Origin of the sequence: Micromonospora lupini str. Lupac 08 (genome assembly GCF_000297395.2) — a bacterium.
In the GTDB taxonomy this organism is placed as follows: Bacteria; Actinomycetota; Actinomycetes; order Mycobacteriales; family Micromonosporaceae; genus Micromonospora; species Micromonospora lupini.
Window position 1 is genome coordinate 3,282,610 of the sequence record NZ_HF570108.1, and the last position, 17,491, is coordinate 3,300,100.

Genomic DNA, 17,491 nt, shown 5'->3' on the forward strand with positions numbered 1-17,491 from the left:
CCGCCCCGGAACCGAGGAACGCCATGCCCTCCGACCACGTCGACGTGCTCATCATCGGCGCCGGCCTGTCCGGCATCGGCGCCGCCTGCCACCTGCGCCGGGACTGCCCCGACAAGACGTACGCGGTGCTGGAGGCACGCGACGCCGTCGGCGGCACCTGGGACCTGTTCCGCTACCCGGGCGTCCGGTCCGACTCGGACATGTTCACCCTCGGCTACTCGTTCCGGCCGTGGACCGACGCCACGGCCATCGCCGACGGCGCGGCGATCCGCGCCTACGTGCGGGAGACCGCCCGGGAGTACGACGTGCAGCGGCACATCCGTTTCTCGCACCGGGTGACGCGCGCCGAGTGGGACAGCGACACCGCCCGCTGGACGGTGCACGCCCGACGCACCGACACGTCCGCGAGCGACACCGCCGGAAGCGACACCGCCCAGACCGTGGTGCTGACCTGCTCGTTCCTGTTCGCCTGCACCGGCTACTACCGCTACGACGAGGGCTACACGCCGACCCTGCCCGGCGTCGGCGCGTACGCCGGGCGGCTGGTGCACCCGCAGCACTGGCCCGACGACCTCGACCACACCGGCAGGCGGGTGGTGGTGATCGGCAGCGGCGCCACCGCAGTGACCCTGGTGCCGGCCATGGCGCGGCGGGCCGCGCACGTGACGATGCTGCAACGCTCACCCACGTACGTCATCGCCCTGCCCTCGCGCGACCGGCTGGCCGGCGCGCTGCGACGCTGGCTGCCGGCGAACGCCGCGTATCCCGTGGTGCGGTGGAAGAACGTGCTGCTCTCCACGGTCACCTTCCAGCTCAGCCGACGCGCGCCCGGCCTCGTCAGGCGGCTGCTGCGGCGGGGCGCGAAGCGTCGGCTGCCGGTCGGGTACGACGTGGACCGGCACTTCTCGCCCCGCTACGACCCGTGGGACCAGCGGCTCTGCGTGGTACCCGACGGCGACCTGTTCACCGCCGTGCGGGAGGGCCGGGCCTCGGTGGTGACCGACACCATCGACACGTTCACCACGCACGGCGTCCGGCTGGCCTCCGGCGACGAGCTGCGCGCCGACATCGTGGTCACCGCCACCGGGCTCAACCTGCTCGCCCTCGGTGGCCTGACACTGCGCGTGGACGGCGTCGACGTCGACCTGCCCGGCACCGTGGCCTACAAGGGCATGATGCTCTCCGGCGTGCCGAACTTCGCGCTGACCATCGGCTACACCAACGCGTCGTGGACCCTCAAGGCCGACCTGGTCGCCGATTACGTCTGCCGGCTGCTGCGCCACCTGGACCGCACCGGCCAGCAGGTCGTCACCCCGCTCCCGCCGCCCGACGCGCGGCGGGTGCCGCTCATCGACCTGCGCTCGGGCTACGTGCTGCGCGGCGTTGACGCGTTGCCCAGGCAGGGCGCGCGGGCGCCCTGGCGGCTGCACCAGAACTACGCCCGGGACGTGCTGCTGATGCGGCACGGCCGGCTCACCGACGAGGGTGTGCGGTTCTCCCACGCCACCCGGGAGAGGAGCACCGATCATGCGCAGGTTTGAGTTCGCCGGGGCGACGGCGGTGGTGACCGGCGCCGCCAGTGGCATCGGCGCGGCGTTGGCGCACGGCCTGGCCGGCCGGGGCAGTGACCTGGTCCTGCTGGACCGCGACGCCGAACGCCTGGACGGCGTCGCCGCCGCCATCCGCGCCGAGCACCCCGACCGGCAGGTGCACACGTACCGGGTGGACCTCGCCGACGCGGCGGCCACCGCCCGGGTCGCGGTGGAGATCGGCCAGCGGCATCCGCGCGTACGGCTGCTGGTGAACAACGCAGGCGTAGGCCTCGGCGGTCGGTTCGACCAGGTGACGTTCGACGAGTTCAGTTGGGTGATCGACATCAACTTCCGGGCGGTGGCGCAGCTGACCCATGCGCTGCTGCCCGCCCTGAAGGCCGAGCCGGGCGCGCACCTGGTTAACGTCTCCAGCCTGTTCGGGCTGATCGCGCCCGCCGGGCAGACCGCGTACGCGGCGAGCAAGTTCGCCGTCCGCGGCCTCACCGAGGCGCTGCGCCACGAGCTCGTCGACGACGGCATCGGCGTGACGTCGGTGCACCCCGGCGGGATCCGCACCCGGATCACCGAGAACGCCCGGGTCGGCAGCGGCGTGTCGATCGAGGAGTACACCGCCGGCCGGGCCCAGTTCGAGAAGCTGCTCACCATCGCGCCGGAGCGGGCCGCCGAGGTGATCCTGAGAGGCGTCGAGCGGCGTCGGGGCCGGGTGCTGATCGGCTGGTCGGCGAAGCTGCCCGACCTGCTGGCCCGGCTCCTACCGGCCTCGTACAACAGGCTGTTGGTCGTCGGCCTCAACCGGGGCGTCGCCCGGCCCGCCCCGCAGCCCCCGGCGACTGTCGTCGACCCCGCCTGATCACGGCGCGGTGCTGCCCCGCTTCTCCTCCTGCGCGAGCACCGCCTCGCGGTGCTCCGGCTCGTCGCGGCGGGCCAGCTCCGCGGCGAGCCGCGGGTCGGCCACCAGCCGCTCCCGGTTGCGGTGCAGGAAGCTCTCGAAACCCCCGGTGTACGGGCAGGCCAGCTCGCCGAGTGCCCGCTCCGGCGTGTAGCGGCAGCCGGCGCAGTAGTCGCTGATCTCGTCGATGTCGGTGCCGTCCACCGCGTACGGGCGGGTGTCCACCCGGGCCAGGTCGGCGTACTGGCTCATGCCGATGACCGTCGCGTTCATGACCCAGTCGGTGCCGTCGACGAAGCAGCGCTGGAACCAGTCCGCCACCTCGACGGGACGCCAGCCGCGCTGCAACGCGTAGTTGCCCAGCACCAGCAGCCGGGGGCTGTGGTGCGTCCACGCCCGGTCCCGGACGGCGGCGAGCACGTCGGCCAGGCAGCGCGCCTCCACCGCGTCGGCGTCCAACTCGGCGAACCACTGCGGAATCGGCTCGGTCGCGGCCAGCCAGTTGGCGCCCCGGAACTGTGGCTCGTGGTACCAGTACAACTGCCAGAGGAACTCCCGCCAACCGAGCAGCCCTCGGATGAACGGCTCCACAGCCGTGCGGGGCGCGGCGCCGGACCGCCACGCCTGCTCGGCGGCGCGTACGGCCGGCTCGGGGTGCAGCAACCCCAGGTTGAACGACGACGACAGCGCCGAGTGCGCGAACAGGGGGTCGTCGGCGCTCATCACGTCGGCGTAGCGGCCGTAGTCGGGCAGCCGGTACGTCAGGAAGTGCGTCAGCCGGGCCTGCGCCTCGGCGTGCGTGGCAGGGTACTGCCGGGGGCCGTCGCGGCCGACGAACCGCACCCCGTCGGCCTCCCACCGGTCCAGATCGCGGCGGACCTGCGCGTCGATGTCGTCCTCGACGATCGGCGGCGGAGGCGGTGGCGTCGCCGGCACGGCCGCCGCCTCCGCGCGGGGTCGACGCGGCGCCGGGGCGCCACCGGACCCACGGGCCGGCCCGCTCAGCACGTGGTGCCAGCGACGGGCCTGCCGGTAGAAGTCGGCCATCCGCAGCGGGCCCCGGCGGGTGCGGTCCGCCCAGGCCACGAAGTCGGCCTGGCCGGTGATGAAGCCGCGCGGCGGCAGCACCGTCAACCCGGGCACCGAGCGGGCGAAACCCAACGCGGCCCGGGAGTGCGGGTGGCACACCTCCACCGGCTCGGGGACCTGGGCGAGGGCCTCGCGGAACGTGTCGGTACGCAGCAGCAGCGCCCGGTCGCCCAACTCGGCGGCGCGGTGTCGCACTCCGGAGAGGATCAGGTGCGCCTTCTGCCGGTGCATCGGCCGACGGCGAAAGAGCTCCCGGACCTCCACCAGCAGGGCCGGTTGATCGGGGTCGTCGAGGAAATGTGGCCCGAGTTGATCGGCCAGCAACCATCGGCGGCGAAGCATGCCGCAATTCTGCCCACTTTCGGGCCGTATCGCGCGCCGGCAGGCCGGTTGGTCGATGTCTGATCCAGATCGGGGATCAGGACGTGAGCGTCGCGGACGCCCCGGCGTCGCGTCCGCGCAGCAGCACCGTCAGCGTCACGAGGGCGACAAGCAACAGCGCGAGCACCTGCACCGGTGCCGGACCCAGCGGCACGAGCAGCGCCAGTCCGGCGACGACCGGGTAGGCGACGACCACCGCGCCGTGCTGCTGGCGGCGGACGAGCAGCACCCAGACGGTCAGCAGGTAGACCGCGATCGGCACGGCCACCGCGTAGGCGGCGGTCGTCGCGGAGACGTGCGCGAGGTGCCGCTCGTGGTCCACCGCCACGGGCAGGCCGGCCCCGACCGCGGCGATCGCCCCGAAGATCAGGTAGTGGCCGTAGCCCCAGATCAGCGAGTACGGCAACCGGTCCGGCGCCTCGACCGGGCGGTCGAAGTAGAGCCACCAGAGCGCGAACACGATGAGCGTGCCGGCCGCCGCGAGCGCCCAGAGACCGTGGTCGCCCGCGTCGAGCCCGGTCTGGATCGCCACCGAGATCGCCAGCACCGCCTCGCCGAGCACGATCAGCGTGAACAGCCCGTACCGCTCGCCGATGTGCCCGGGGTGCCACGGGGTCATCCCGGGACGCTCGGCCACCGCCGGCACCAGCAGGTCGGCGAGCGCCAGCAGCACGAATGCCGCGACGCCCCAGCCGTCGGGCAGCGCCAACCGCAGCAGCCAGCCGAGCTGCACCACTGTCACGCCGACCGCGTAGCGGCGTGCCGCCGCGCGGTGCGCCGGATCGCCGGCGGCCGCTCGGATCCACTGTGCGACGGCGGCCAGTCGCATCACCACGTACCCGTAGGTGATGACGCTGAAGTCGCCGTCGGTGAAGGCTCGCGGCACCCCGGCGGCCAGGATCAACGCCCCGGTGATCTGCACCAGCGTGGTGATCCGGTAGACGTCGTCGTCGGTGTCGTACGCCGAGGCGAACCAGGTGAAGTTCATCCACGACCACCAGATCGCGAAGAACACCATCAGGTAGCTGGGCAGCGCGTGGGCGAGGTGGCCCTCGGCCACGTCGTGGTGCAGGCTGGACGCGGCCTGCGCCACGGCCACCACGAAACACAGGTCGAAGAAGAGCTCCAGCGGTGTGGCGGCGCGGTGCTGCTCGTCGCGGCGGCGGGGCCGCATCGGCCGGTAGAACGGCCGTACCGAACGACTGTGGGTCACCGCAGCTCCTCAGGCCGACCGCCGGGTCGCCCACACGATAACGGGTGCCGCCGACGCGATTCGCCCAGGTCAGCCGCGCCGACGGCCGTGGCTGAAACCCTCCAGCAGCAGGGTCAGGCCGGCGCCGACCAGCCAGACGTCCTTGGCCAGCCCCGCGCCCTGCTGGGTCGGCCGGATGCTGCCCGGCTCGCGCATCCCCGGCGTCTTCAGGTAGAGCTGCACGAGGCCGGCGCCGAACGCGGTCAGGCCCAGCCCCACCAGGGGCGCCGGGACGAACGGCGCGAGCAGCGCCGCCCCCAGGGCGATCTCGGAGTACGACAGCAGCTTGGCGAACCGCGGCGGCTCCAACTGGCCGAGCTGCGGCATGGCCGCCACCGCCATCCCGTGCATGGCCTGCGCGGCCTCGCCCTCCAGGTTCCGCTTGCCCAGACCCGAGTTGAGGAAGTACGCGCCGATGCTGACCCGCAGCGGCAGGTGCGCGAATTTCATGATCACTCCTGGTGGCCGTGGTCCGAATTGTGGCCCGCGTACCCCGCGTGCCAGCCGATAACCCGCCGCCCGGCCGACTGGGCCGGCCGTGATGATCGCGGTAGGTTCGCCGGGGGCCCACCGCCGAGCCCGGTTCACCCGCCTGCCCGGCGTCCGGTCCCGCCGCACACCACCAGCAGGAGGCGAAGTGAGCCAGGAAGTCCGGGGAGTCATCTCCCGCAGCAAGGGCGCACCGGTCGAGGTCACCACCATCGTGGTGCCCGATCCCGGCCCCGGTGAGGCGATCGTCCGGATCCAGTCCTGCGGGGTCTGCCACACCGACCTGCACTACCGCGAGGGTGGCATCAACGACGACTACCCGTTCCTGCTCGGGCACGAGGCGGCGGGCGTCGTCGAGCAGGTGGGGGAGGGCGTCACCGACGTCGCCCCGGGCGATTTCGTGGTGCTCAACTGGCGGGCCGTCTGTGGCGTCTGCCGGGCCTGCCGCCGGGGCCGGCCCTGGTACTGCTTCAACACCCACAACGCCGCGCAGCGGATGACCCTCACCGACGGCACGGAACTCGCCCCGGCGCTGGGCATCGGCGCGTTCGCCGAGAAGACGCTCGTGCACGCCGGCCAGTGCACCAAGGTGAACCCGGCCGCCCGACCGGCCGCCGTGGGCCTGCTCGGCTGCGGCGTGATGGCCGGGCTGGGCGCGGCGATGAACACCGGCAACGTGACCCGCGGCGACTCGGTCGCGGTGATCGGCTGCGGCGGTGTCGGGGACGCGGCGGTCGTCGGCGCGGCCCTCGCCGGCGCCACCACGATCGTCGCAGTGGACACCGACAGCCGCAAGCTGGACTGGGCCCGCCAGTTCGGCGCCACCCACACCGTGAACGCCTCCGAGACCGACCCGGTCGAGGCGATCCGTGCCGCCACCGGCGGTTTCGGCGCCGACGTGGTGATCGACGCGGTGGGCCGACCGGAGACGTGGAAGCAGGCGTTCTACGCCCGGGACCTGGCCGGCACTGTCGTGCTGGTCGGCGTGCCGACCCCGCAGATGCAGATCGAGCTGCCGCTGCTGGACGTCTTCGGTCGCGGCGGCGCCCTCAAGTCCAGCTGGTACGGCGACTGCCTGCCCAGCCGGGACTTCCCGATGCTCACCGACCTGTACCTGCAGGGTCGTCTCGACCTGGACGCCTTCGTCACCGAGGAGATCGCCCTCGACCAGGTCGAGAACGCCTTCGACCGGATGCACCACGGGGACGTGCTCCGCTCGGTGGTGGTGTTCTGATGACCGTCCGCATCGACCGCGCGGTCACCTCCGGCACGTTCTCCCTGGACGGCCAGACGTTCGAGGTGGACAACAACGTCTGGGTGATCGGCGACGACGCCGAGTGCGTCATCCTCGACGCGCCACACGACGTGGCCGCGATCCTCGCGCTGGTGGGCGATCGTCGGGTCCGGGCCATCCTGGCCACCCACGCCCACGACGACCACGTGCGGGTGGCCCCCGAGTTGGCCGAGGCCACCGGCGCTCCGGTGCTGCTGCACGCCGCCGACCGGGTGCTCTGGGACCTGGTCCACCCCCACCTGCCGCCGCACGGCGAGTTGCAGGACGGGCAGAGCATCGAGGTGGCCGGCACCGAGCTGCGGGTGCTGCACACCCCCGGGCACAGTCCCGGCGCGTGCAGCTTCCACGCCCCGGACCTGGGAGCGGTGTTCACCGGCGACACCCTGTTCCAGGGCGGGCCGGGCGCGACCGGGCGCTCGTACAGCGACTTCGACACCATCGTGCAGTCGATCCGTACCCGGCTGCTGACCCTGCCCGCGGAGACGGTCGTGCACACCGGTCACGGCGACGACACCACGATCGGCGCGGAGGCCCCGCACCTGCCGGAGTGGTTGGCACGCGGGCACTGACCTCAGCGTTCGTCGGCGGCGCCCAGCACCGGCTTGACGTCCAGGACGGGGGTGCCGTCCAGGGCCTCCAGGTCGGCCACCTCGACGCGCAGCCCGTCCACCGCCAGCACCCGTACCCGGTGCAGGCCGATCGGGTTGGGCCGGTGCGGGGAGCGGGTGCTGAACACGCCCGTGCGGGGGCGGGTCTCGTCACCGCGCGGGTGCACGGCCAGCACGTCGCGCCGGGCGCGGTCCAGCCAGGTCAGCACCAGCAGCTCCGCGCCGGCCGACAGGTCGCTCAGGGCCTGCTCGACCCGCGGGTCGAAGATCAACCAGGCCGTCGGGGCGCCCTCGTCGCCCTGCCGGGGCGCGCTCGCCGCGTCGGTGAGCGGCGAGGCGACCCGACCGACCGGGCGCAGCAGGTACGCGTCGTCGCCGTACGTCTCGACCATCGTCGCTCCCTTCCGGACAATGTGTCAGCCTAGGGCGTTGTTAGGATCCGGCGCATGGCCGCCGAGCACCCCGTACCCGCCGTCCGTCAGCTGCGCCTCGTCGTGGAGGCAGCCGACCACGAGGCAGCGGTGGCGTTCTACCGGGACGCCCTCGGCCTGCCCGAGGAGGCGGCGTTCACCGGCGACGGGGACGCCCGGGTGGTGATCCTGGACGCCGGTCGGGCCACCCTGGAGATCGCCAACCCGGCGCAGAAGCGCATGATCGACGAGGTCGAGGTGGGCCGGCAGGTCGCCCCGCGCATCCGGGTGGCCTTCGAGGTGGACGACGCGCGGGCGACCACGGCCCGTCTGGTCGCCGCCGGGGCGAGCGAGATCGCGCCGCCGACGCGTACACCGTGGCAGTCGCTGAACTCCCGCCTGGACGCCCCGGCGGACCTGCAGATCACCGTCTTCGAGGAGCTGGCCGCGCCGGCAGCCGTGGACCCCGGCCATGACGGCGACGTCTGAGCGGGGTGGGCTCCGCGCCGCCGCTCTCACCCCGGCGCAGGCGGCGGCCCTCGCGCACGTGCGGTCGTCGGCCGTGGCCGAGCGTCGCTCGGCGCTCGCCGCTGTCGAACGGGAACTCGCCGCCGCCGACGTCGACCACCGGCCGGAACAGTTGCTCGCCGCGGCAGCCGACCGTGGCTGGCTCACCGTCAACTTCCACCCCGATCGCCTGTGCGCCGACGGGCGGGCCGTCGCGTCCGCGCTGGCGCAGGACGGGGTGTACCGCAGTCAGTTCGTCACGGGGATCTCCAACGGCGGGCTCACCGCGTACCCCGGTGGTGACCGCGACCGGTGGGAGCACCGGATGTTCGGCGGCGCGTACCAGCAGCCCGGGGTGGCGCCGGCGGACCGACCCACGTACGGCGGCCTGAACCTGCTCGACCACGCGGACGGCGCCTGTCCCCGCTTCGGCTCCTGTCACCTGCGGCTGCGCCCGGCGGTGCTGGCCCGGGCGACCTTCTGCCTCGGCGACAGCCACCTCGACCCCGGCGTGGTGGGCACGGCCGACGCCTTCGAGGCGGTGCTCGCCGGGCTGCTGGCCGGCGTCGCCGGCACGGGTGAGTGCCTGGGCCGGACCGGGACGGACGTCGCCACCCTGGCGCGGACGCTGCTGGAGGCGCCGAGCGCGCGGGCCACGGTCGGGCGCGCGCTCGACGACTACGTGGAGGCCCAGATCCACGGCCCTCTCGACCTCGCGCGCGACGTCGAGGAGCTGGTGGTGGATCCGTCCTTCGCCGGCACCCCGACCGGGGCGACGCTGGAATCGATCGCCCGGCGGTACGGTTTTCCGCTGCGGTGGCACCCCGGCTTCGCGCTGGCCGTCGACGGGGTCGACGCCGAGTTCCGGGGCCCCGCGATCCCGGTGCTGGCGGCGCGCCTGCACCGCGAGTTCGCCCGACCGGGCGCCCCGGTGGACGCGGCGTTGATCGGTCGGGGCGCGGTGTCGGTGGTCACCGAACCGGAGCGGTGGGCGGACCGGGGCCCGATCGTCGACACCCTTCAGCACCTGAAGCAGCTCTGGCACGTCCTCGTCTGGTCCGGCGAGCCATCTCACTGACAGTCCGCATCACTGACAGTCAACGGACAGCCGCTCGACAGTCCCGGCACGCGCAGGCCCGGCCACCTCGCTCGGGCCCTTTGCTCTGCTTCAACAGACGCAACACGTGCCCTGAGCTGCGGACAGGGGATTTCGCGCGGTGGGTGAGGGCTGCAGTCCTTCGTCACTTTTCGTGACTGGTGCGCGGGTTGAAGCAGAGCAAAGGGCGCTGGGTGCCTGTCGACCGCAGCTCCCGCGGGGACTCTCCGTCACGTCGTGGGCGCCTCGTCGGCGAAGGGTCGGCCTGTCCCGTTTCCCGGGGTGACCGGGACCGCAGCCCGCCGAGCGCCCGGCATTTCCGGAATGACCGACAGGTCAACCCGGTTGTGTCCCCCGTACCGCCGGAGCCCAAACCCCTTTCCGCGGTCATCTCCCGAGGAGCGCTCACCCCGGAGCGCCCCGCACGATCGAAAGGAACCATCGTGAAGGTCGACTTCACTCGATGGCTCCCCGCCATCGCTAAGGACTCGTACCGCAAGACCGCGCTGAGCGTGGTGGGTGTGGCTGCCCTCGGCGGTCTGGCGCTCGCGCCGACCGCGGCCGCCGCCCCGGTCACCTCCGGGCCGCACCAGGGCGCGGTAGCCGCCATCGACCTCGCCACCGGCAAGGCCACCACGGGTAAGGCCGCCACGGCGGCGCACCAGGAGGAGCAGCCCGTCGAGTCCGGGCTGACCACCGGCTCCGCCACCGGCAAGCCGCCGGCCGGCAAGCCGAGCCGCGACGAGTTGATCCCGCACGGCATCGAGGGCGCCCAGTCGCGCATCCCGCTCGACGACGCGCAGCTCGACAACGCCCGCAAGATCGTGGACGCGGCCAAGAAGACAGGCGTCGGCGACCGTGGCGCGGTGATCGGCGTCGCCACCTCGTTGCAGGAGTCGAAGCTCTACAACCTCGGCCACCTCGGCGCGTACAACGACCACGACTCGCAGGGCCTGTTCCAGCAGCGTCCGTCGTCCGGTTGGGGCACGCCCGAGCAGATCACCGACCCGGAGTACGCCGCCACGGCGTTCTTCAGCGCCCTCAAGAATGTGGGCGGCTGGCAGGACCTCCCGCTGACCGCCGCCGCGCAGACCGTGCAGGTCTCCGCCTTCCCGTACGCGTACGCGCAGTGGGAGGAGCAGGCTGCGGACGTCGTCCAGCAGCTCTGGTGACACGACACGCACGCACACGCCGGCCGGCTCCCCACTCGGGAGCCGGCCGGCGTCGTCGTGCCCGAAGGCGCTGCCTCAGCAGGCCGCGTACAGGCGGCGGGTGCCCACCCCGGCGGCGTACGCGGCCCGGTCGCTGAACCGGCAGCCGTACTCGGGTCGGGCCACCACCGCCGGATCGGTCACCGTGTCGCCGGCCGGGCGCTTGCCGGTGCGTACCCAGGACACCAGGTCGTTCCAGGCGGCGCCGGCCTCGGCCGGGCTGAACTCGCAGTGCTGCGCGGCCCGGATGGCCCGCTGCACCACCAGCCGGCTGCGACCGTTGCGTGCCACGTCGGTGGCGTACGCCTGCTCCATGCTGAACGGCACGAACATGTCACCCAGGTCGTGCAGGCTGACCACGGGCGCGCCCGGACGACCGGCGATCTTCGGCACCTCGGTCAGCGTCGGCAGGAGCCGCTGCACGACGTTCTCCGGAGCCACCCGCTGCACCGTTGAGTTGACGTTGACCGGGCTGTTCGGGGTGTAGCGGGTCAGCAGGTTGGTGGAGATCTGGCCGGGCCGCTGGGCGGGGGAGTCGCCCCCGTCGGTCACCGAGATGGAGAACAGGAAATCCTTCCAGACCGCGAAGGCCGCCTCCGCGCCGGGCCGTGGGCCGCCCGACCGGTTCACGGTGATGGCCCGCAACTGCTTGCCCCGATCGGTCGTGGTGTCCGGCCCGGTCGGCGTGAGCCCCGCCAGCCCGAGCGCCACCTGGATGCGGGGCACCGCGTTGCTCAGGTAGTCGGCCGGCGTCGGGTAGGCCGGCACTCCCGCGAGGGCCTGCGCGACCAGGTTGTAGTCGAGATAGAAGTCCAACAGCGTCTGGTCACCCAGTACGCCGCACATGGGCAGCGCCCCGTCGTAGTAGCCGGGATACTGCTCGAGCGAGCGCCCGATGACGTACCCGCCCATCGACACCCCGGCCAGGTAGGTGCGGTGGGGTCTGCGCACCGTCCGCCCGAAGTGGTCGGCGAGGTCCTTCGTGCTCAGCACTCCGGAGCGGATGTCGAAGCCGTTGCGGTCGTACGACGACGACGCCCACGCGTACCCCTGGGCCAGCAGCCGCTGACGCAGCTCGAAGGCCGGCGGCTCCGGCGAGAGCACCGTGCCCTGGCCCCGGTAGCCGTGCGCCCACACCACCAGGTCACCGTTCCACCGGGCGGGAACCTCGATGATGTACGCGGCGTGCCGGTGCACGCCCTGGCGTACCGTCGTCGGTCTGCCGGCCACCACCAGCGGCGCCAGCGGCGGATTCTGGAAGGTGTAGCCGGGCAGCGGCTGGTCGCCGGAGGGGTCGTGACCGGCGCTGCTGGCTGCGGCGGCAGTGGACCCGGTGACGGTGGATCCGGTGGCGGTGGATGTGGCGGCGGTGCTGGGTGCGGCGCCGAGCAGCCCGACGGTGAGGGTCAGTGTCGCGGTGGTGGCGACCAGGCGGCGCAGGGTACGAATGGGTACGGACAGCATCGATGCTCCCCATCGGACGGATGTCGCCTGTGGGGCGACCAGGCGGGACGGTTGCCTACCGGCCGGTAGCGTCCTGAACCTAGGACCGCCGTCGACCGGAGTCAATGCCTGAGCTGACCGACCGGTCAGAGCTGCCTGTCCAGCCGATCAGGCCGGGTCCGCCGCCCTCGGCCCCGGACGGTCTGGGCGAGTACCGCGCCGCCCGGACCGGGCCGCCCAAGCCGCACTGTCCAGGTCCCGAGGCGTGCCGCGGATGCGGTGAACGGCCTGGACAGTGCCTTCCGGGCAGCGACGCGGTGCGAACCGCGACCGAGTGGGCCGGGTGTGTGGTCGGTCGAGGCGGTCGGGTTGACTGGTCGCCGTGGACGACTCGATCTGGGCGGCGGCCCGGGCTGCGCGGAGCTGGCTGGACGCGGCGAACGGAACCGGGCAGACGGAACTGACCTGCCGCATCCTCAAGCTCACCGAGGAGGCGGGGGAGGCGTCGGCCGCCTGGATCGGGCTGCTCGGGCAGAATCCGCGCAAGGGCGTCACCCACACCCGCGAGGACGTGGCAGCCGAGTTGGCCGACGTGGTGTTCACCGCGCTCGTGGCCATCGAGAGTCTGGGACTCGACGCACAGACCGTTGTGGGGGCCTGTGCCGGAAAGGTCCGCTCTCGCCTGGACGGGTGACACCCGTCCGCTCTCCATGATCCACTCGATTTCGCTGAAATCGCGGTGTCAGCCCGCCCCGGATGCCCCGGTTTCGGCGAACCCGAGTCGATCACCCCGAGGGCGCGCCGTGCCGCCCGCGTCGGAGGTGCCGGCTGGGCGGGATGTCCGTTTCTGGGGGTTGCCCGGGTGTGACCGGGTGCATCCGTGGGCCGGAATCGTGGCGGGCCGGGGGTCGTTACATACCCTGACGATCGCAGGACCACGGCCACCCGCCGCCCCCGTCGTGAGGGTGGGAATGGCAGGCCAGGTCGGGTCGTTGCAGACTCCCCGAACACGGCCGCTGGCCCCGCCGACGACCGGCTCGATCCGGTAACCGCAGGCAGGGTCGGCCCGTCGGGAATCAGCCCGGTCCGACGGTCGTTACAGACGGTCCCGGCGCGACGAGCAACCCGTTGTTCTGCGCCCCGCAGGTCCCGCGGCCGACTGGTCGGAAGCTGGCACGAGCCGGCCACCCCGGGAATGACCCCGGCCCGACGGTCGTTACACACGGTCCCGGCGCCGCGAGCCCCCCGCTCGCAGGCCGCCGACCCGAAGACTTTCCCCCGCTTTGTGCAGCGCCGGACGAGGTGCTCACACCCGCGCCACCGCTTCCCCCGAGGTGATGCGGGTGTTCCTACCCCCGAAGGAGCTACCCCTGATGAACACGATCTTCCGTAAGAGCATGCTGTCGGTTGCTGGTCTCGCGTTCGCCGGTGGTGTCTTCGCCGGCCCGATCGCCGCCCACGCCAACCCCGTTGACGCCAAGCCGGTCGCGGTGGCCGTGCAGAGCGCGGCGCCGAAGCCGCAGGGCGACCAGTCGCACATCACCCTCAACGACGAGCAGACCGCCAACGTCAAGGCGATCATCGCCGCCACGAAGAAGGCCGGCCTGCCCGAACGCGCCGCTGTCATCTCCATCGCCACCAGCCTGCAGGAGTCGAAGCTGGAGAACCTGGGTCACCTCGGCGACGCCAACGACCACGACTCGCTGGGCCTGTTCCAGCAGCGCCCGACCAGTGGTTGGGGCACGCCGGAGCAGATCACCAACCCGGAGTACTCCACCACCGCGTTCCTCAAGGGCCTCAAGCAGGTCGACGGGTGGCAGGACATGCCCCTGACCGAGGCCGCGCAGACCGTCCAGGTCTCCGCCTACCCGGACGCGTACGCCCAGTGGGAGCAGCAGGCCACCGACCTGGTCGGCCAGCACTGGAACAGCTGACCCACCGCACGACCCGACCGACTGGCCGGCATCCCGAACCCGGGATGCCGGCCAGCGGCATGCCCGGCCACCGGTCACAAACCGCCTGCCCCCAGATCCTGGACAGTTTCCGTTAGCGGCGAACGGAAACTGTCCGAGATTCACTGGTGAGGCGTGCCGGAGCGGCGTGGTTGGCGCGGAGTGATCCGATCGGCGGGCGGGTACGTACCCTCCGGCGGGGACCGGCGGAAGGGCAGACGCATGGCCGCAGTGGGTGACGGCACCGAAGACGAAGCAGAACGTGAATCGGGGCGGCAACCGACTCATCCGGCGGCGACCCGTCCAGTGTCGGAGACGGAGCCGCGACAAATGGGTGCCGAAGCGGCACCGGGACGTTGGTCGGTCGGCGCTCGTCTGCTGTTGGCCGCCGCGGCGGTCGTGCTGGTTCTCGGTGCCGCGGCGGTGGCGGTCATTGTCGCGGACCCCTACCGCCTCGGCCAGGCATACTCCGGCGCCCCCGACGGCGTCCACCCCGACGGCGTCCACCCCGACGGCGTCCACCCTGACGACGTTCAACCGAACGGCACCCGGCCCGACGGCACCCGGCCCGACGGCGTCCACCCCGACGGCACCCGGCCGGGTGCAGCTGCGGCTGCCGAGCAGACGATGACCACGCCGCTGGCAGGGCGGCAGAAGGCCACCTTCGTGCTGGCGGACGGGTTGTCCTCGTTCGACCTTCGGGTGGCCGACCTGGGCGACGACCTCTACCGGATCAGCAGCCCGGCCGGCTCGGGTGTGGCCGTCCGTCCCGTGGTGCAGGGTGAGACCGTCCGGCTCGGCGTGGTGGCCACCGGCACGTCCGAGGGGCGGGCCGCGCGGGTGCTGCTCAACGAGCGGGTCGCCTGGCTTCTGCACCTGGAGGGCGGCGTGGGCGAACAGGTGCTCGACCTGGCGCAGGCGCGCCTTCTCGGCGTGGACCTCGTCGGCGGCTCCGCCCGTACCGATCTCATCCTGCCGGCGGTGAACGGCGGCACGACGACGGTGCGGCTGACCGGTGGAGCCCACCAGCTCGACATTCGGGTGCCGGGCACGCCACCGGTACGGGTGCGGGCGGGAGCCGGGGCCGGCTCGGTCGTGGTCCGCGGCGAGCGGTGGGCCGGGGTCGCCGCCGGTGCGCTGCTGAGTACGCCGGGGTGGGACCGCTCGACCGACCGACTCTTCCTCGACCTGGTGGCAGGCGCCGGCACCGTGACGGTGACCGAGTCCCGGTGACCGCCCCACGGACGCCGACCGGGCTGCCCGTGACGTGCTGCGTCGGCGGTCACCCCGGACGGGAAGCGCCGCAGCCCGGGGAGGGCGCGAGCGTACAGTCGGGCGGTGGAGCGTACCGAATCGATGCTGGCAGAGACCCGACCGCCCGGCGTGGCCGACGTCGATCCCGGCAGCGTGCTGCTGCCGGGCCACGACGTGCCGCTGGGGCGGTACACGACGGTCCGGCGGTTGTTGCCGCAGCGGCCTCGGCGGATGGTCGGCGCGTGGTGTTTCGTGGACCATTTTGGCCCCGACGACGTGGCGCAGCGGCCGGGCATGGAGGTCCCGCCGCACCCGCACACGGGTCTGCAGACGGTGACCTGGCTGCTCGACGGCGAGATCATTCACCGGGACAGCCTGGGCAACGTCCAGGCGATCCGGCCCGGCCAGTTGAACGTGATGACCTCCGGGCACGGCATCGCCCACTCGGAGCGGTCGCCGGCCACGCACCCGCCGGTCATGCACGGCGTGCAGCTCTGGGTGGCGCTGCCGGACCCGGCACGGGCCGGCGCCGCGGACTTCGCCCACCACGCCGACCTGCCCCGCTGGCGGGACGGCGACGTGGACGCGACCCTGCTGGTCGGCGAGTTCGCCGGCCAGCGGTCCCCGGCGGTGGTGCACACCCCGCTGGTGGGCGTGCAGCTCGAGCTGGGCGGGGCGGCGCCGACCACGCTGCCGTTGCGGCCCGATTTCGAGTACGCCGTGCTGGCGATGTCCGGCTCCGCGGAGGCCGCCGGGGTGGGTTTCGAGCCGGGCGCGCTGCTGTACCTGGGCTCTGGTCGACGTGAGGTGACCGTGCGCGGTGGGGCGGGGGCCCGGCTGTTGCTGCTGGGCGGTACGCCGTTCGAGGAGCCGCTGGTCATGTGGTGGAACTTCGTGGGCCGCTCGCATGAGGAGGTCGCCGCCGCCCGGGAGGACTGGATGGCCGGCCGACGTTTCGGAGTGGTGGCCGACGACGCTGCGTCGCCGCTGCCGGCGCCCGCCCTGCCCACCACCCGGCTCAAGGCCCGCGACCGCAACGGCGGCCTGCACGGCTGACCGGACCACGGTGCACCGGTTCGGAACACGCCGGGCCAGGGCGCACGGGGCCAAGAGCGCGGCCCGGACGGGCTGGTCAACGCGCCCCGGGCCAACAGCGCCCAGGGCCGGGGCGGCAGCCCGGGGTGGCGTGTGCACGACTGTGGCGCGGGTAGTCGCCGGCATGGCGACCACTCTCAGCACGCCAGTGGAGGACCGCAAACGCCTGGCCCGTCGGCTGGCCGGCAGCGGACGGGGCTTCGCCGAGCAGTACGGCTTTCGGGTGACCAACAATCCGGCGAGCCTGTTCCAGGTGCTCTACCTGGCGGTGCTGCTCGCCCGCCGGGGTGACTTCCGGCGGGCGTTGGACGGCGCGCGGGCGCTGCGGGACGAGGGGTGGGACAGCGCCGCCCGGCTGGCCCGGTCGCTGCACCAGGACCGGGTGCGGGTGCTGCGCGACAGTGGTCAGCGCGGTGACGTCGACGCGTTGGCGGACGTGTTGGGCGATCTGGCGCGGACGGTCGTTGAGCGGTACCGGGGAGACCTGCGCCGGTTGCGCGCGGTGGCGCACCACGATCCTGCTGCCGAGCGGGCGCTCCTCGCCGAGCTGCCCGGGGTGGGCGAGCAGGTCGTCGACCTGTTTCTGCGCGAAGCGCAGGCGCTGTGGCGGGAGGTGGCCCCCGTCGCGGACCGGCGGGCGCTGGTGGCGGCCCGGCGGCTCGGGCTGGGCCGCTCGGCGGATGACCTCGCCGGGTTGGCCAGCGGCGAGTCGGAACAGCTGGCGTGGCTGGTGGGGGCCCTGGCCCGGGTGGATCTGGAGCACCGGTACGCGGAGCTGACCGGTCACTCCTGACGTGCCCTGGCCCACACTTCGGCAAAAATCAACCGTACGGGGGATGGTCTGTCGTATGGTTGTACCCGGCAGTGCTGGCCGCTCGGTTCGAGCGGTCGTCCACCGCCTGGTGACCGCGGCCGGTTCGGGCGCGGTTCACCGCCTGGGCAGGTTTGCGTGGCGTCCCCGGTCGCGG

17 protein-coding genes are annotated in these 17,491 nt (G+C 73.0%); 12 read left to right on the forward strand and 5 right to left on the reverse strand.

Annotation, left to right across the window (positions count from 1 at the left end):
- The first annotated feature begins 23 nt into the window (after positions 1–23).
- Both MILUP08_RS16115 and MILUP08_RS16120 read left to right on the forward strand, forming a co-directional pair.
- Positions 24–1,541, forward strand: coding sequence for a flavin-containing monooxygenase (locus tag MILUP08_RS16115; RefSeq protein WP_007459476.1), 1,518 nt, complete (start codon positions 24–26; stop codon positions 1,539–1,541).
- A complete protein-coding gene (locus MILUP08_RS16120) occupies positions 1,528–2,403 on the forward strand; it encodes an SDR family NAD(P)-dependent oxidoreductase (protein ID WP_007459477.1) in 876 nt (291 codons plus the stop codon). Before MILUP08_RS16115 ends, MILUP08_RS16120 begins: the two co-directional genes overlap by 14 nt.
- Here MILUP08_RS16120 and MILUP08_RS16125 read toward each other — a convergent pair whose 3' ends face one another.
- The 3 genes from MILUP08_RS16125 to MILUP08_RS16135 form a co-directional block, all read right to left on the reverse strand.
- Positions 2,404–3,873, reverse strand: coding sequence for a cryptochrome/photolyase family protein (locus tag MILUP08_RS16125; protein ID WP_007459478.1), 1,470 nt, complete (start codon positions 3,871–3,873; stop codon positions 2,404–2,406).
- Positions 3,874–3,949: 76 nt separating this feature from the next.
- A complete protein-coding gene (locus tag MILUP08_RS16130) occupies positions 3,950–5,125 on the reverse strand; it encodes a low temperature requirement protein A (RefSeq protein ID WP_007459480.1) in 1,176 nt (391 codons plus the stop codon).
- Positions 5,126–5,194: 69 nt separating this feature from the next.
- On the reverse strand, positions 5,195–5,614 hold the full coding sequence (locus MILUP08_RS16135; RefSeq protein WP_007459482.1) for a hypothetical protein: 420 nt from the start codon (positions 5,612–5,614) through the stop codon (positions 5,195–5,197).
- A gap of 187 nt (positions 5,615–5,801) precedes the next feature.
- On the opposite strand from MILUP08_RS16135, the gene MILUP08_RS16140 reads away from it, so the two are divergent.
- Together MILUP08_RS16140 and MILUP08_RS16145 are read left to right on the forward strand one after the other, a co-directional pair.
- Positions 5,802–6,887, forward strand: a complete 1,086-nt coding sequence (locus tag MILUP08_RS16140) for an S-(hydroxymethyl)mycothiol dehydrogenase (protein WP_007459489.1) — start codon at positions 5,802–5,804, stop codon at positions 6,885–6,887.
- The gene (locus MILUP08_RS16145; RefSeq protein WP_007459491.1) at positions 6,887–7,516 is read left to right on the forward strand and encodes an MBL fold metallo-hydrolase; all 630 of its coding nucleotides are present in this window, start codon (positions 6,887–6,889) and stop codon (positions 7,514–7,516) included. The genes MILUP08_RS16140 and MILUP08_RS16145 overlap by 1 nt, the downstream gene beginning before the upstream one ends.
- A gap of 2 nt (positions 7,517–7,518) precedes the next feature.
- Here MILUP08_RS16145 and tsaA read toward each other — a convergent pair whose 3' ends face one another.
- Entirely contained in the window at positions 7,519–7,947 is a 429-nt protein-coding gene (gene tsaA, locus MILUP08_RS16150) for a tRNA (N6-threonylcarbamoyladenosine(37)-N6)-methyltransferase TrmO (protein ID WP_007459493.1), read from the reverse strand.
- 54 nt (positions 7,948–8,001) lie between these two features.
- On the opposite strand from tsaA, the gene MILUP08_RS16155 reads away from it, so the two are divergent.
- The 3 genes from MILUP08_RS16155 to MILUP08_RS16165 all read left to right on the forward strand — a co-directional run bounded on the left by MILUP08_RS16155 (position 8,002) and on the right by MILUP08_RS16165 (position 10,740).
- Positions 8,002–8,454, forward strand: coding sequence for a VOC family protein (locus MILUP08_RS16155; protein ID WP_007459495.1), 453 nt, complete (start codon positions 8,002–8,004; stop codon positions 8,452–8,454).
- Positions 8,438–9,550: a DUF3626 domain-containing protein gene (locus MILUP08_RS16160; RefSeq protein WP_007459497.1), complete on the forward strand. Its 1,113-nt coding sequence runs from the start codon at positions 8,438–8,440 to the stop codon at positions 9,548–9,550. Before MILUP08_RS16155 ends, MILUP08_RS16160 begins: the two co-directional genes overlap by 17 nt.
- A gap of 461 nt (positions 9,551–10,011) precedes the next feature.
- Positions 10,012–10,740: a hypothetical protein gene (locus MILUP08_RS16165; RefSeq protein WP_007459499.1), complete on the forward strand. Its 729-nt coding sequence runs from the start codon at positions 10,012–10,014 to the stop codon at positions 10,738–10,740.
- A 75-nt stretch (positions 10,741–10,815) separates the two neighbouring features.
- On the opposite strand, the gene MILUP08_RS16170 is transcribed toward MILUP08_RS16165, so the two are convergent.
- Positions 10,816–12,243, reverse strand: a complete 1,428-nt coding sequence (locus MILUP08_RS16170) for an alpha/beta hydrolase (protein WP_007459501.1) — start codon at positions 12,241–12,243, stop codon at positions 10,816–10,818.
- 361 nt (positions 12,244–12,604) lie between these two features.
- Here MILUP08_RS16170 and MILUP08_RS16175 point away from each other — a divergent pair, with 361 nt between their 5' ends.
- From MILUP08_RS16175 to MILUP08_RS16195, 5 genes are all read left to right on the forward strand, one after another.
- Positions 12,605–12,916 carry a MazG-like family protein gene (locus tag MILUP08_RS16175; protein ID WP_007459503.1) on the forward strand — a complete coding sequence of 104 codons (312 nt, stop codon included), beginning with the start codon at positions 12,605–12,607 and terminating at the stop codon, positions 12,914–12,916.
- A 679-nt stretch (positions 12,917–13,595) separates the two neighbouring features.
- Positions 13,596–14,156: a hypothetical protein gene (locus MILUP08_RS16180; protein ID WP_007456619.1), complete on the forward strand. Its 561-nt coding sequence runs from the start codon at positions 13,596–13,598 to the stop codon at positions 14,154–14,156.
- A gap of 348 nt (positions 14,157–14,504) precedes the next feature.
- Positions 14,505–15,407, forward strand: coding sequence for a hypothetical protein (locus tag MILUP08_RS16185; RefSeq protein ID WP_039906100.1), 903 nt, complete (start codon positions 14,505–14,507; stop codon positions 15,405–15,407).
- A 105-nt stretch (positions 15,408–15,512) separates the two neighbouring features.
- Entirely contained in the window at positions 15,513–16,484 is a 972-nt protein-coding gene (locus MILUP08_RS16190; RefSeq protein ID WP_007459510.1) for a pirin family protein, read from the forward strand.
- A 163-nt stretch (positions 16,485–16,647) separates the two neighbouring features.
- Complete coding sequence (locus MILUP08_RS16195) at positions 16,648–17,316, forward strand: hypothetical protein (protein ID WP_007459511.1); 669 nt, start codon at positions 16,648–16,650, stop codon at positions 17,314–17,316.
- Positions 17,317–17,491: the final 175 nt, after the last annotated feature.